This is a genomic window from Williamsia phyllosphaerae (assembly GCF_014635305.1).
Taxonomy (GTDB): Bacteria; Actinomycetota; Actinomycetes; order Mycobacteriales; family Mycobacteriaceae; genus Williamsia_A; species Williamsia_A phyllosphaerae.
On the sequence record NZ_BMCS01000001.1, the window covers coordinates 2,099,950 to 2,112,338 of the forward strand.

Below are 12,389 nucleotides of genomic sequence, written 5' to 3' on the forward strand. Positions count from 1 at the left end.
AGGTGAACTGCGTGCGCGCGGTTGTAAGCTGGGTCACATGGGTTCCGGGGTGGCTGCTGTGCATGCGCAGGCGGCGACCGGTGTCTCGAGCGCCTTCGCCGGCCAGGGCCGGGTGGTCAAGTTCCACGCCCCGGAGATCGTCTTCGGTGTCGACTCGACGGTCGAGGCCGCGCACGCCGCCATCCGACTCGGGGGCCTGCGACCGCTCCTGGTGACCGATCCGGGTCTGATCGAGGCCGGCTGGATGCGTGAGGTCGAGGGACATCTACGGGCCTGCGGGCTCGAACCCACGGTGTGGAGTGACCTCACGCCGAATCCCAAGGACCATGAGATCGCCGCGGGCCACGAGGTGTATCAGGCGGCCGGGTGTGACGTGCTGGTCGCGCTGGGTGGTGGGTCGGTGATGGACGCCGCCAAGGGCATCGCGATCCTCGCCGGTGTCGGTGGTCAGATCCTCGACTATGAAGGTGTCGACCGCGTCCTCGGCCCGATCCCGCCGCTGGTCATGGTGCCGACCACCGCGGGCACCGGTGCCGACGTGTCGCAGTTCTGCATCGTCACCGACACCACCCGCGACACCAAGGTCACCATCCTCGGTCGCGCCCTGGTGCCCGACATCACCGTCATCGACCCGCGGTTGCTCACCACGATGCCGGATTGGCTGAGTGCCGCAACCGGTCTCGACGCATTGACCCACGGCATCGAGGCGTTCGTCTCCCGCGCACACAACCCCCTCACCGACCATCACGCACTCCGCGCGATCAACACCGTCATGGCGTCGCTGGGGGCGTGCATCACCGACCCGCTGGCCGTCGGGGCACGCTCGGTGATGGCACAGGCGAGCCTGGACGCCGGACTGGCCTTCACCAACGCGATCCTCGGCGCCGCGCATGCGCTGAGCCATCAGGTCGGCGGTCTGCTCGACCTGCCGCACGGCGTGATCAACGGGGTCCTGCTGCCGCACGTCATCCGCTTCAACGCGGCCGCGGATCCGGCACCGTTCGTGACCATCGCACTGGGTCTCGGACTCGACGAGGCGCGCGGCCCGGCCGACGAGGCGGCGCTCGCCGTCGCGGACGCGGTCGAGGCGTTGGCCCGTCGCGTCGGCGTGCCCCGCCACCTGGGTCAACTCGGGGTGCGCGAGTCCGACATCCCACGCCTGGCCGCGTCGGCCCTGCGCGACGCGTGCATGGCGACGAACCCGCGCCCGGTCTCGCTGACCGACGCCGAGTCGCTCTTCCGGGTCGCCCTCTGAGATGGCCGACGTCCACGAGCTCGTCGCGGCGATGGCCGAGGAGAGCGACCTCACGCGGCTGACTGGTCTGCGGACCGGCAAGTCCACGTTCTACCCGCAGTACCGCGGGGCGACTGCGCGGTTGGAGCGGACACTGTCGTCGCTCGGACTGATCGCCGGCGCGCTGGTGCGTACGTCCGACGGGCCCGAACGTCTCATCTGTGAGGTGGTCGAGGCCGCCCGGGTGCATCTCGACGCACAGTGGGCGGTGTTCGCGCTCGCCGACGGGACCTTCGTCGACGCCGGTCCGCGGTGTCTCGTCCTCGGTCCCGACGGCACGCCATATCTGGTCGGGGATGTCGAGGGTCCACCGCTGCCCGACGACGTGGTCGCCCTGCTGGACGACATCCGTCGGGCCCGGATCGCGGACGAGGTGGTCGTCGAGAACCGATTCGTCTGTGTGCCACTGGCCCTGCGCGGCGGTCACGTCGGGGCGCTCGCCGCCTGGACGCGTCGTCCGATCGACGCCACCGACGCCGCGGTCGTCAGCATCCTGGCGTCGCAGACGGCGGTCGCGTTGCAGAACTCGGCGGTGCTCGAGCACGCACGACGCACCGCCGCCGACCTCGAGTCGCGCAACGCCGAGCTCGAGGCCACTCAACGCGAACTCGGGGCCGCGCAACGCAATCGGGTCCTCGATGAGGAGCGGCACCGGATCGCCCGTGAGCTGCACGACAGCGTGACGCAGGCCGTGCTGTCGGCGGGTATGCAGATCGAGGTGTGCCGCAACGACATCCCCGCCGACGAGCGTCGCGAACGACTCGATCTCGCAAAGGACCTGACGCGCGGGGCCGTCGACCAGTTGCGGTCGGCCATCTACGCTCTCGAACACTCCGCCGACCACCACAAGTCGTCACTGCCGGACATGTTGGCCCAGCTCGGCGTGGTGCACATGCCCGGTGAGCTGACCGTGACCGTCGATGTCGGGGGTGCCCCGGTCGAGCTGCCCGGCGACCTCGACCACACCCTGCTGCGGGTCGCGGGGGAGGCGCTGTTCAACACCGCGGTGCACGCCGAGGCGACCCGCGCCCGGGTCCGACTCCGCTACGAGACCCATCAGGTGAGCCTCTCTGTCGACGACGACGGGTGCGGTGAGCCCGGCGCGCTGCGTTCGGTGCTCGGCGTCGCGCGCCGTGGTGACCTCGGCGGTATGCATCGTGGACTGGTCAACATGGCCGATCGGGTCGGCGACGCCGGTGGCGAGTTCCGGGTCCGGCGATCGCGTCTCGGTGGCGTCCGAGTCGTCGCCACCATCCCGCTGGCGGCCGCACGGCCCGAGGTCGACGACGGTGAGGACGCGTCGTGACGACCATCGCGCTGGTCGACGACCACGCCATCCTGCGGGAGGGGTTGCGGTCGGTCCTGGAACGCGAACCCGACCTGACCATCGTCGGCGAGGCCGCGACGAAGGAGGAGGCGGTCGTCGTCGCCGGGCACCTCATCCCCGATGTCGTGCTGATCGACCTGAAACTTTCTGCCGGTTCGGATTTCGAGGGACTCGCGCTCTGTGCGGAGCTGTCCCGGTCGCACCCGCTGATGGGTCTGCTGGTGCTGACGACATCGCTCGACGAGCGCCTCGTGGTCGAGGCGGTGCACGCCGGTGCGCGCGGTTACGTCGTCAAGGACGTGGACACGACCGAGCTTGTTCGGGCGATCCGTGCCGTCTCCCGCGGTGAGTCGGCCTTCGACTCCCGCAGCGCGTCGGCAATGGTGCGGTCGATGACCAGCGGCGCGACGGCCGACAATCGGCTCAGCGACCGTGAGCTGGAGGTGCTGAAACTCCTCGCGACCGGGCTGTCGAACGCGCAGATCGGCTCGTCACTGTTCATCTCCGCGACCACCGCCAAGTTCCACGTCAGCAACATCATGCGCAAGCTGGGCGTGCGACGTCGCGCCGAGGCGGTCTACGAGGCCAGCAAGGCCGGCCTCATCTGATCCGCCGGCTCACCCCACGTCGATCGTGAGCCATCCGCCGTGGTGGTCGGTGACGAGAAATTCATGGCCGAGTTCGAGACCGGCGCAGTGCAGCTCGGAACGGTCGAATGTGCGCACGTGCCCGTGGCAGGCGGCGGGCTCCGCCTCATAGGGGACCGCCACGATGACCCGCTGCCGGGCGACGCGGCAGGCCTCGGTCAGGACGCGGTGCCCCGTCGCACGATCCACGTGCTCGAGCAGATGCAGTGCAGTGACCGTGTCGAACGATGCGTCCGGGAACGGGAGTGCGGCAGCATCGCACGCCACGGTGTCGATCGTGACGCCCAGGCGCGGGGCGACGGCGTCGAGCAATGCCATGGTGTCGGCGTGGAGGTCGGTGGCGACCACCGTGCGGCTCGGGTCGGCGGCCGCCATCCGCAGAGGGAAGAAGCCGAAGCACGAGCCGAGGTCGAGGACCGATCCGACCACGGTCGCGATGGCGCGATCGTGAACTGGGGCGAACGGTGCGGCGCCGCTGCACAACTCGTCCATCGAATTGCGATAGAACGCCGTCCAGGCGTCGCTGGGGTCGTCGATGGTGGTCCGGACCAGTCCCACCATCGTGGCCTCGAACTCGGCCCGTCCGCCGCCCGTGTCCGCGATCGCCGATGTGGTGCGGCCGACCAGGCTGTCCGACAGATCGGCTCCGGTCAGATTGTGTCGCACCAGGATGTCGTCACCGTTGCGCTGCACGACGATGGAACCGGTGAGCCGGTTGCGGTCGCGGCGAACGTGGACGACGCCGCGGTCCCACACGCCCGGCGGTGTCGGGGCGAAGGAGCCGGGCCGGCGCGCGGCGGGAGGTGCGGTGAGCGTCACGTCCGTCTCACTTCTGTGAAGAGCCTGAGCCGTTTCGCTCGAGCCGATGTCCCGACGGTAGGTACGCAGACCGGTCGAGCGGGTGGGCAAGGACGGAGTCCGACCGGCACGAAGGATGATCGCGGCCTGGTGGCGGGTGGGTCACCTACCCGATCGGGTGGATCGGCGTTCCGAACGGTCGGTTCGGTGCCCGGACGGACTTGCCGGGAGGGGGCGCGCTCCTAGTCTGAGCTCACATCACAGCCCGATCGAGAGGACCATCATGGCCGAGAACACCTCCACCCCGTCCGCCGACGTCACCGCGCCAATCGTCGTGTGCGAGACGGATCTGGTCACCGAGAGCCTCGTCGAAGAGGTCTCGATCGACGGCATGTGCGGCGTCTACTGACATGCCGACCGCCGTCACGGTCGACGACGTCGACCTGAACGGGTCCTGGACCCTCAACCCGAGTGTTGTGTTGCGTCCGGAACCGTTCGGCGCGTTGCTGTATCACTTCGGGACGCGCAAACTGTCGTTCCTGAAGAACCTTATCGTCGTCGATCTGGTCCGCTCGCTTGCCGACCACTCCAGCGCACACGCCGCGCTGGCCGCCTCGGGCATCGGCGTGGCTGACCGACCGATGTATCTCGACGCGCTGCGGTCGCTGGCGCGCTCGGAGACCATCATCCCCACCCCGGTACCGTAGGAGTCCGCATGACCGCCACGCTCGATCGTCCCGCCTCTGCTCCCGTCGGCCGTCTCGTCGATCAGTTCGAGAAGGGTCTCGATGCCCCGATCTGTCTGACGTGGGAGTTGACCTATGCGTGCAATCTGTCGTGTGTGCATTGTCTGTCGTCGTCGGGTAAGCGTGATCCGCGTGAGCTCGACACCGCGCAGTGCAAGGCGATCATCGACGAGTTGCAGCGGATGCAGGTGTTCTACGTCAACATCGGTGGTGGCGAGCCGACGGTGCGCCCGGATTTCTGGGAGTTGGTCGATTACGCGACGTCGCATCAGGTGGGGGTGAAGTTCTCCACGAACGGGTTGAAGATCGACCAGAAGGTCGCGGCGCGGTTGGCGGCATCGGACTATGTCGATGTGCAGATCTCCCTCGACGGTGCGACCGCCGAGGTCAACGACGCTGTGCGCGGGGTGGGTTCGTTCGACATGGCGATCACAGCGTTGGAGAACCTGGCTGAGGCGGGGTTCAAGGATGCGAAGATCAGCGTGGTCGTGACACGGCACAATGTGTCGCAGCTCGATGAGTTCAAGGCCCTGGCTGATGGTTTCGGTGCGACATTGCGCATCACGCGGTTGCGCCCGTCGGGGCGTGGTGCCGATGTGTGGGATGACCTGCACCCGTTGCCGTCTCAGCAGCGTGAGCTGTACGACTGGCTCGTCGCGCATGGCGATGGTGTGCTGACGGGTGACTCGTTCTTCCATCTTGCCGCGTTCGCCGAGCCGGGTTCGGGTGGTCTTCCGGGCCTCAACCTGTGTGGAGCCGGTCGGGTGGTCTGCCTGATCGATCCGATCGGCGACGTGTACGCCTGTCCGTTCGCGATCCATGAGAACTTCCTGGCCGGGAACATCCTGTCCGATGGTGGTTTTCAGACCATCTGGCAGCAGTCGGAGCTGTTCCTGGAACTGCGCGAACCGCAGAACGCCGGTGCGTGCACCAAGTGCGCACACTTCGACGCCTGCCGCGGTGGCTGCATGGCGGCGAAGTTCTTCACCGGATTGCCGCTCGCCGGCCCGGATCCGGAATGCGTGCAGGGCTTGGGCGAGGAGTTGCTTGCCGGTGAACGCAACACGCCGTCGGCCAACAAGGACCACTCCCGTGGCGTACCACTCACGCTCATGACGCGGCCGCCCTCACGCGACTGCGACGAGAACCCCCTCGCCGGCTTCGCGCCGGTCTGATCGCTGTACCGAAAGTAGTTGATCCCCATGGCCAACCCTTGGTTCGAGACCGTTCTCGAGGCGCAGCGGCGCGCTCAGAAGCGACTGCCGAAGTCCGTCTACTCCGCGCTCGTCGCCGGCAGCGAGAAGGGCATCACCATCACCGACAACGTCGAGGCGTTCGGTGAGATCGGCTTCGCCCCCCACGTGGTGGGTGCCAGCGCTGATCGGGAGTTGTCGACGTCGATCATGGGCCAGGAGATCTCGCTGCCGGTGATCATCTCCCCGACCGGGGTGCAGGCGGTCGACATCGACGGCGAGGTTGCCGTGGCCAGGGCGGCTGCCGCGCGCGGAACAGCGATCGGACTGAGCAGCTTTGCCAGCAAACCCATCGAAGAAGTGACGGCGGTCAACGACAAGGTCTTCTTTCAGGCCTACTGGCTCAACTCTCGCGAGGACATTCTCAAGCGCGCCGAGCGTGCACGGGCCGCGGGCGCGAAGGGGTTGATCGTGACGACCGACTGGTCGTTCTCGATGGGCCGCGACTGGGGGAGTCCGGAGATCCCGGAGAAGGTCGATCTCAAGGCACTGCTCAAGCTCGCGCCGGAGATCGCGGTGAAGCCGCGCTATGCCTGGGATTGGTTCAACAAGGGCAGACCGATCGTCCCGGATCTCACGGCCCCCAATCTGGTCGACAAGGGCCAGACCGGGCCGACTTTCTTCGGCGCGTACGGGCAGTGGATGCAGACCGCGCCGCCGTCCTGGGAGGACCTGGCGTGGCTCCGGGAGCAGTGGGGTGGGCCGTTCATGGTCAAGGGCATCACGCGACTCGACGACGCCAAACGCGCCCGCGACATCGGGGCCACGGCGTTGTCGGTGTCGAACCACGGTGGTAACAACCTCGACGGCACCCCGGCCACGATCCGGATGCTCGGTCCGATTGCCGATGCCGTCGGCAACGACATGCAGGTCCTGCTCGACGGTGGCATCCGGCGCGGCAGCGACGTCGTCAAAGCACTCGCCCTCGGAGCCGACGCGGTGATGATCGGCCGCGCCTATCTGTGGGGTCTCGCGGCGAACGGGCAGGCCGGCGTGGAGAACGTCCTCGACATCCTGCGCGGTGGCATCGACTCCGCCCTGATGGGACTGGGCCGCAAGAGCATCCACGAGTTGTCCCGCGACGACATCATCATCCCCGACGACTTCGAGAAGCGGTTCGGTGTGACCACGGCATAGGCAACCGAGTGATCGCTCTGGACTCCTGAGCTGTTGGGACATATATTGATATTTGTTCCAACGACTTCACTGTGGCAAAGGAGCCCGACACTGATGGCCGACGAATCCGCACCTGACGCTGCCACCCCGGAAACGCCACTCGGCGGCTGGACCAACAACCCGGTGACCTGGGCGGCGTCGGATCCGGATCGGGTCGCCGTGGTCATGGCCGGTTCCGGGGTCACCACCACCTACGCCGAGCTCGCCGACCGCGCGGTGCGACTGGCCAACCTGTTGCGGTCCTACGGTCTGCAGCGGGGCGACGTCGTGGCGATGCTGTCGGAGAACTCGCACCGCTTCCACGAGGTGTTCTGGGCGTGCCGTCTCGGCGGGTTCTACTTCACGCCGGTGAACCGTCACCTCACCGCGAACGAGATCGCCTACATCGTGAACGACTGCGGCGCACAGGTCCTCGTCGCCAGTGCGAACCTCGAGACGTCAGCCCAGCTGAGCGACGACATGGTCCCCACGGTGACGCACCGCCTCGCGCAGTTCGGCGCGATCGACGGGTACCGCGACTACGACGCCGAAATCGCGTCGGCCGACACCACGATCCCACCCGCGGCCGGCGAGGGCGACCTGCTGCAGTACTCCTCCGGGACCACCGGGCGCCCCAAGGGGATCCGGCGTCCACTCGCCGACGACCCGGTACCGGCCGAGGCCGACCCCCTCGTGTTGTTCCTGCGGGGAATCGGGGCGCAGGAGGGGACGGTCTACCTGTCGCCGGCCCCGCTCTACCATTCGGCGCCCATCGGCTGGTCCATGGGAGCGCTGCGCCTCGGCGGCACGGTCGTGGTCATGGAACGGTTCGATCCGGTCGAGGCGTTGCGTGCGATCGAGACGTACAGGGTCCAGACGGGTCAGTTCGTCCCCACGATGTTCGTCCGGATGCTCAAACTGCCCGAGCAACAACGGCTGTCGTTCGACGTGTCCAGCCTCACCGGCGTCGTCCACGCCGCGGCCCCGTGTCCGATCGAGGTGAAGCGGGCGATGATCGACTGGTGGGGCCCGATCGTCTTCGAGTACTGGTCGTCGTCGGAGTTGGCCGGGTTCACCTTCATCGGCTCCGATGACTGGCTGGCCCATCCCGGTTCGGTGGGCCAGTCCCTGATGGGCACCTTGCACATCTGCGACGACGAGGGTGTCGAACTGCCGGTGGGTGAGGTCGGGGCCATCTGGGCGGAGAACTCCCCGCCGTTCTCCTACCTCGGCGACCAGGCCAAGGAGCAGGAGACCACGAACTCCGACGGGTGGCGCAGTGTCGGTGACGTCGGACGTCTCGATGGCGACGGATATCTGTACCTGACCGACCGGTCGTCGTTCCTGATCATCTCCGGCGGCGTGAACATTTATCCGCAGGAAGCCGAGAACGTCCTCATCGAGCACCCCGCGGTCCTCGACGCCGCCGTGATCGGCGTACCGCACGACGACCTCGGCGAGGAGGTCCGCGCGGTGGTCCAGCTCGTCGACTCCGAGTCGGCGACAGACGATCTCGCGGCCACGCTGATCGAGCACTGCCGGTCGCACATCGCCGCGTTCAAGTGTCCTCGGAGTGTCGACTTCGTCGCGCAACTGCCCCGCACCGAGGCGGGCAAGCTGCTCAAGAAGCAGCTGCGCGCGGAGTACCTCCCGTCGGCCTGAGAGCTCACACCCCGTCGACCGGGTCGAAATGCTCGACGTCCGGGAACGGGTCGTAGAAGTGGTGGAGCAGGGTGCGCCATGGTTCGTACTCCGGTGATCCGCGGAAGCCGTGGGTGTGGTCGGCGACCGTCTGCCACTCGACCAGCAGCAGGTAGGTGTCGGGGCTCTCGATGCCCCGTGACAGACGCAGGTCCAGGAAACCGGGCATACCGGAGATGATGGACTTCGCCTCGGCGAACGCGGCGCGGAACTCCGCGCCCCGACCCGGTGTCACCTGCAGGAGAGCATGTTCGACGATCAACGGTTCACTGTCGCATGGCATGGTGAGGTGGTGAGCAATGACGATGCGGTGGGTGCGGACGAGGCGATGACCGGCGTACGGGTGACGACCAGGTCGGGTGTGGTCCGAGGACGCCGGGTGGCCGTCGGCGATTCGGTGGTGCATGCCTTCCTCGGGATCCCGTACGCCGGGCCGCTCGTCGGCGCTGCCCGGTTCGCCGCCCCGAGCGCGGTCGAGCCCTGGGAGGGCGAACGGCCCGCGACCGAGCACGGTCCGACCCCGCCGCAGGGGCCGTACCCGGCGCCGACGTCGGAGTTGCTGCCGAGTGTGATCGTCGACGGCGACGAGTCGCTGAACCTGTCGGTGTGGACACCGGAGCCGGGAACCGGCCGACTCCCGGTCATGGTGTGGATCCACGGCGGCGCCTTCACCCGCGGCACACATCGCCTGCCCACCTACGACGGCGCCGCCTTCGCCCGTGACGGGGTCGTGGTCGTCGGGATCAACTACCGCCTCGGCGCCCTCGGGTTCCTGAGCCTCGCCGGCGCACCCGACAACCGTGGGCTGCGCGACCAGATCGCGGCGCTGGAATGGGTGCGCGACAACGTCGTAGACTTCGGCGGCGATCCCGACCAGGTCACCGTCTTCGGCGAATCGGCGGGCGCGATGAGCATCGCCGCCCTGCTGGCGTCGCCGCATGCGGAGGGATTGTTCCACCGCGCGATCGTGCAGAGCGGGAACGCGGTGTCCGCGTCGGATCTGGGCGACGCGCGCCTGGTCGCGAGCGAGTTGACCGAGACACTGGGTCTGCCGCCCACCGTTGTCGGGGTCGCCGACCTGACCACCGCCGAACTGCAGCGGGCACAGGACGCGCTCGGTCTGGCGCTCGTCGGCGACCCGAACCCGGGTCGGTGGGGCGCGAGCACCATCGCCCGGGGCCTCGGGGTGATGAGCATGTTCCCGACCATCGACGGCGACGTCCTGCCTGCGCTGCCGATCGACGCCATCCGGGCCGGCGCCGGTCGCGGCGTCGAGGTGCTGGCCGGCACGACCCGCGAGGAGATGCGGTTCTTCCTCGTCCCGAGTGGTCTCGCCGCCGTGGTCACCGCCGAGATGCTCCCCGGGATCGTCGGCCGACTCGGTGTCGGAGCCGACGCGGTGGCCACCTACACCCGCAACCGACCCGACGAGTCGCCGGGCGACGTGATGTGTGCGATGTTCACTGACTACTCGTTCCGTTCCGGCACAGCCGATCTCGTCGACGCGATTGCGGCGCGCGACGAGTCGGCGTGGCAATACGAGTTCGCGTGGCCGACCCCGGTGCGCGATCTCCGTGCTTGCCACGCTCTGGAGTTGGCGTTCGTCTTCGACACCCTGCACGGCTCGGCGCAGCTCGCCGGGCCCACTCCGCCACAGGATCTTGCCGACGAGATGCACTCGACATGGGTCCGCTTCGCGACCACCGGAGATCCGGGTTGGGATCGCGTCGGCACGAGTCGGCCGGTGCGCACGTTCGGTGATGCGTCGCTCGGCGCGGACGCCGTCGTGGTCGATCCCCGGTCCGATGAGCTGGCCGTGTTCCGCGCCGGCTGAGCGTCATCGGTAAATCGATCGACGTCGGGCGGGCGGCGATCTAGCGTCACGTCCCATGCAGATCCATCGGCTGGGCGTCGACGACTGGGAGCGATACCGCGATCTGCGGATCGCCGGCCTCGCCGACACCCCCGAGGCGTTCGGCGAGACCATCGACCACGCGCGGTCCTGCACCGAAATCCAATGGCGGCAGCGGTTGTCGCGCATGCAGGGTGGACACGCGTTGGGCGTCGTGGCCGTGGCCGACGACGGAACGTGGACAGCGACGATGCGCGGGGCGATCACCGGCGACGACGCGTGGTTGTACGGGGTCTACGTGGTGCCGGCCTCGCGGGGCGGCGGCGTCGCGCAGGGGTTGCTCGCGACGATGTCGAACTGGGCGACCCGGCACGCCGATCGGATGCTCCTGCACGTCGCCACCAGCAACGCCCGCGCCCGGCGGTTCTACGAGCGCAACGGCTTCGTCCTCACCGGTGGGTCGGTGACGAACCCGGCGCATCCGCATCTGACGGAGCTGGAGATGGCGCGGTCGCTACGGAAGTGACGTTCACCCCGCACGTGAACGCGCGTCGAACGTTCCGACGCGCGCCAACCTGGGCGCGCGTGTGAACGCCGAGCGCGCGTTTGTCGGGCGGTCAGCGCGCGGCTTTGTTGTGCAACCGTCGCGGATCGATGCCGGCGTCGCGCCACGCCTCGTACGCCCACGGTGTGTAGAGCGCCTTGAGCGGCAGCCGGTTCACCAGCGGGTTGATCAGGCGCATGAACGCGGCGAACCGGTCGAATCGTCGCTGCAGGCGGTCGTTCCACTCGAGGTCGCAGACGTCTCGCATCTGCTGCGGCAGCGTTCCGACGACCACGGTCCGGATGAACGCGTTCAGCGGAGCCGAGACGACCCGCCAGATCGGCGCGGGCACCCGACGTGGACCCGGCACGCCCTTCCGGATGTAGCCGGTGGCGTAGACGATCGTCTTGTGCGGGACGAATCGCTCCAGCATCGCGTCCCAGTACGCGCAGAACTCGTCGTAGGTCTGCGGTTGATCACGCGCGCTGATCCCGTAGAGCGCATACCAGGTCTTGCTCTCCTCGAAGATCTGCGACTTCTCGGCGTGGCTGAGGCGGCGGATGAAGGTGTCGGTCACATAGAGCACCTGATCGACGAAAGTCGCGTGGGCCCAATAGAACAACTCCGGGTTCATTGCGTGATAGCGGGAGCCGTCACTGATCGTGCCCTTGATGTCCCGGTGGAAGTCGCGCACCGTGCGACCCCATTCGGCGGCGTCGCGGTGGTACACCGTGCGCATGATCGGCGGTCCCGTGCGTCGGGCGCGACCGAGGAAGTCGCCGAAGATCACCGAGTGGTCGGCGACGCCCTGCCCGAGCTGCTCGATGCAGTTCTCGGTACCGGCCAGGCGCTGGAACCCGAGCAGTCCACGCATGTCCCCGTAGAACTTCCACGTCAATGTCTCCGGGCCCAGCTGTGGCGGCGCCGGGGAGGTGGGGTCGGTGTCGTGCAGGACCGGGGTCGCCTCACGGATCCGCGCGTCGAAGTCCGGAAGTGCGGCGTGCTCGACGTCCTGGGTCATCAGGGTCGTCCCTTCGCTGGTGAACGCGACCGCTCGGCGGTGGAGGCCTCG

At 68.1% G+C, this 12,389-nt stretch carries 13 protein-coding genes; 10 read left to right on the forward strand and 3 right to left on the reverse strand.

Annotated features, from left to right (window positions below):
• Positions 1-37 precede the first annotated feature (37 nt).
• Genes IEV93_RS10000 through IEV93_RS10010 form a run of 3 tightly spaced genes read left to right on the forward strand, consistent with a single transcriptional unit; the run spans position 38 to position 3,229 of the window.
• Entirely contained in the window at positions 38-1,255 is a 1,218-nt protein-coding gene (locus tag IEV93_RS10000; protein ID WP_188489256.1) for an iron-containing alcohol dehydrogenase, read from the forward strand.
• Between the two features lies 1 nt (position 1,256).
• Complete coding sequence (locus IEV93_RS10005; protein ID WP_308691012.1) at positions 1,257-2,600, forward strand: MadS family sensor histidine kinase; 1,344 nt, start codon at positions 1,257-1,259, stop codon at positions 2,598-2,600.
• A complete protein-coding gene (locus IEV93_RS10010) occupies positions 2,597-3,229 on the forward strand; it encodes a MadR family response regulator transcription factor (RefSeq protein WP_188489258.1) in 633 nt (210 codons plus the stop codon). The genes IEV93_RS10005 and IEV93_RS10010 overlap by 4 nt, the downstream gene beginning before the upstream one ends.
• 9 nt (positions 3,230-3,238) lie before the next feature.
• Here IEV93_RS10010 and mftM read toward each other — a convergent pair whose 3' ends face one another.
• Positions 3,239-4,087 carry a mycofactocin oligosaccharide methyltransferase MftM gene (gene mftM / locus IEV93_RS10015; protein WP_188489260.1) on the reverse strand — a complete coding sequence of 283 codons (849 nt, stop codon included), beginning with the start codon at positions 4,085-4,087 and terminating at the stop codon, positions 3,239-3,241.
• A 262-nt stretch (positions 4,088-4,349) separates the two neighbouring features.
• On the opposite strand from mftM, the gene mftA reads away from it, so the two are divergent.
• The 5 genes from mftA (at position 4,350) to IEV93_RS10040 (ending at position 8,882) form a co-directional block, all read left to right on the forward strand.
• A complete protein-coding gene (gene mftA, locus IEV93_RS10020) occupies positions 4,350-4,475 on the forward strand; it encodes a mycofactocin precursor MftA (RefSeq protein WP_188489262.1) in 126 nt (41 codons plus the stop codon).
• A gap of 1 nt (position 4,476) precedes the next feature.
• Complete coding sequence (gene mftB / locus IEV93_RS10025) at positions 4,477-4,773, forward strand: mycofactocin biosynthesis chaperone MftB (RefSeq protein WP_188489265.1); 297 nt, start codon at positions 4,477-4,479, stop codon at positions 4,771-4,773.
• A gap of 8 nt (positions 4,774-4,781) precedes the next feature.
• Positions 4,782-5,987, forward strand: coding sequence for a mycofactocin radical SAM maturase (mftC, locus tag IEV93_RS10030; RefSeq protein WP_188489267.1), 1,206 nt, complete (start codon positions 4,782-4,784; stop codon positions 5,985-5,987).
• Between the two features lie 27 nt (positions 5,988-6,014).
• Positions 6,015-7,202 carry a pre-mycofactocin synthase MftD gene (gene mftD, locus IEV93_RS10035; RefSeq protein ID WP_188489269.1) on the forward strand — a complete coding sequence of 396 codons (1,188 nt, stop codon included), beginning with the start codon at positions 6,015-6,017 and terminating at the stop codon, positions 7,200-7,202.
• 93 nt (positions 7,203-7,295) lie between these two features.
• The gene (locus IEV93_RS10040) at positions 7,296-8,882 is read left to right on the forward strand and encodes an acyl-CoA synthetase (RefSeq protein ID WP_188489271.1); all 1,587 of its coding nucleotides are present in this window, start codon (positions 7,296-7,298) and stop codon (positions 8,880-8,882) included.
• A 4-nt stretch (positions 8,883-8,886) separates the two neighbouring features.
• Here IEV93_RS10040 and IEV93_RS10045 read toward each other — a convergent pair whose 3' ends face one another.
• Positions 8,887-9,183 (reverse strand): antibiotic biosynthesis monooxygenase family protein, encoded by a 297-nt coding sequence (locus IEV93_RS10045; protein WP_188489273.1) that lies wholly within the window; start codon positions 9,181-9,183, stop codon positions 8,887-8,889.
• Between the two features lie 66 nt (positions 9,184-9,249).
• On the opposite strand from IEV93_RS10045, the gene IEV93_RS10050 reads away from it, so the two are divergent.
• Both IEV93_RS10050 and IEV93_RS10055 read left to right on the forward strand, forming a co-directional pair.
• The gene (locus IEV93_RS10050; RefSeq protein ID WP_188490497.1) at positions 9,250-10,755 is read left to right on the forward strand and encodes a carboxylesterase/lipase family protein; all 1,506 of its coding nucleotides are present in this window, start codon (positions 9,250-9,252) and stop codon (positions 10,753-10,755) included.
• Between the two features lie 55 nt (positions 10,756-10,810).
• Positions 10,811-11,299, forward strand: a complete 489-nt coding sequence (locus IEV93_RS10055; RefSeq protein WP_188489275.1) for a GNAT family N-acetyltransferase — start codon at positions 10,811-10,813, stop codon at positions 11,297-11,299.
• A gap of 91 nt (positions 11,300-11,390) precedes the next feature.
• Here IEV93_RS10055 and IEV93_RS10060 read toward each other — a convergent pair whose 3' ends face one another.
• Positions 11,391-12,338 carry an oxygenase MpaB family protein gene (locus IEV93_RS10060; protein ID WP_188489277.1) on the reverse strand — a complete coding sequence of 316 codons (948 nt, stop codon included), beginning with the start codon at positions 12,336-12,338 and terminating at the stop codon, positions 11,391-11,393.
• Positions 12,339-12,389 lie beyond the last annotated feature (51 nt).

Coding starts and splice junctions, on each gene's coding strand:
- IEV93_RS10000 (WP_188489256.1), top strand. CDS start 38: ATGGGTTCCGGGGTGGCTGCTGTGCATGCGCAGGCGGCGACCGGTGTC.
- IEV93_RS10005 (WP_308691012.1), top strand. CDS start 1,257: ATGGCCGACGTCCACGAGCTCGTCGCGGCGATGGCCGAGGAGAGCGAC.
- mftA (WP_188489262.1), top strand. CDS start 4,350: ATGGCCGAGAACACCTCCACCCCGTCCGCCGACGTCACCGCGCCAATC.
- mftB (WP_188489265.1), top strand. CDS start 4,477: ATGCCGACCGCCGTCACGGTCGACGACGTCGACCTGAACGGGTCCTGG.
- mftC (WP_188489267.1), top strand. CDS start 4,782: ATGACCGCCACGCTCGATCGTCCCGCCTCTGCTCCCGTCGGCCGTCTC.
- mftD (WP_188489269.1), top strand. CDS start 6,015: ATGGCCAACCCTTGGTTCGAGACCGTTCTCGAGGCGCAGCGGCGCGCT.
- IEV93_RS10040 (WP_188489271.1), top strand. CDS start 7,296: ATGGCCGACGAATCCGCACCTGACGCTGCCACCCCGGAAACGCCACTC.
- IEV93_RS10050 (WP_188490497.1), top strand. CDS start 9,250: ATGACCGGCGTACGGGTGACGACCAGGTCGGGTGTGGTCCGAGGACGC.
- IEV93_RS10055 (WP_188489275.1), top strand. CDS start 10,811: ATGCAGATCCATCGGCTGGGCGTCGACGACTGGGAGCGATACCGCGAT.
- IEV93_RS10060 (WP_188489277.1), bottom strand. CDS start 12,338: ATGACCCAGGACGTCGAGCACGCCGCACTTCCGGACTTCGACGCGCGG.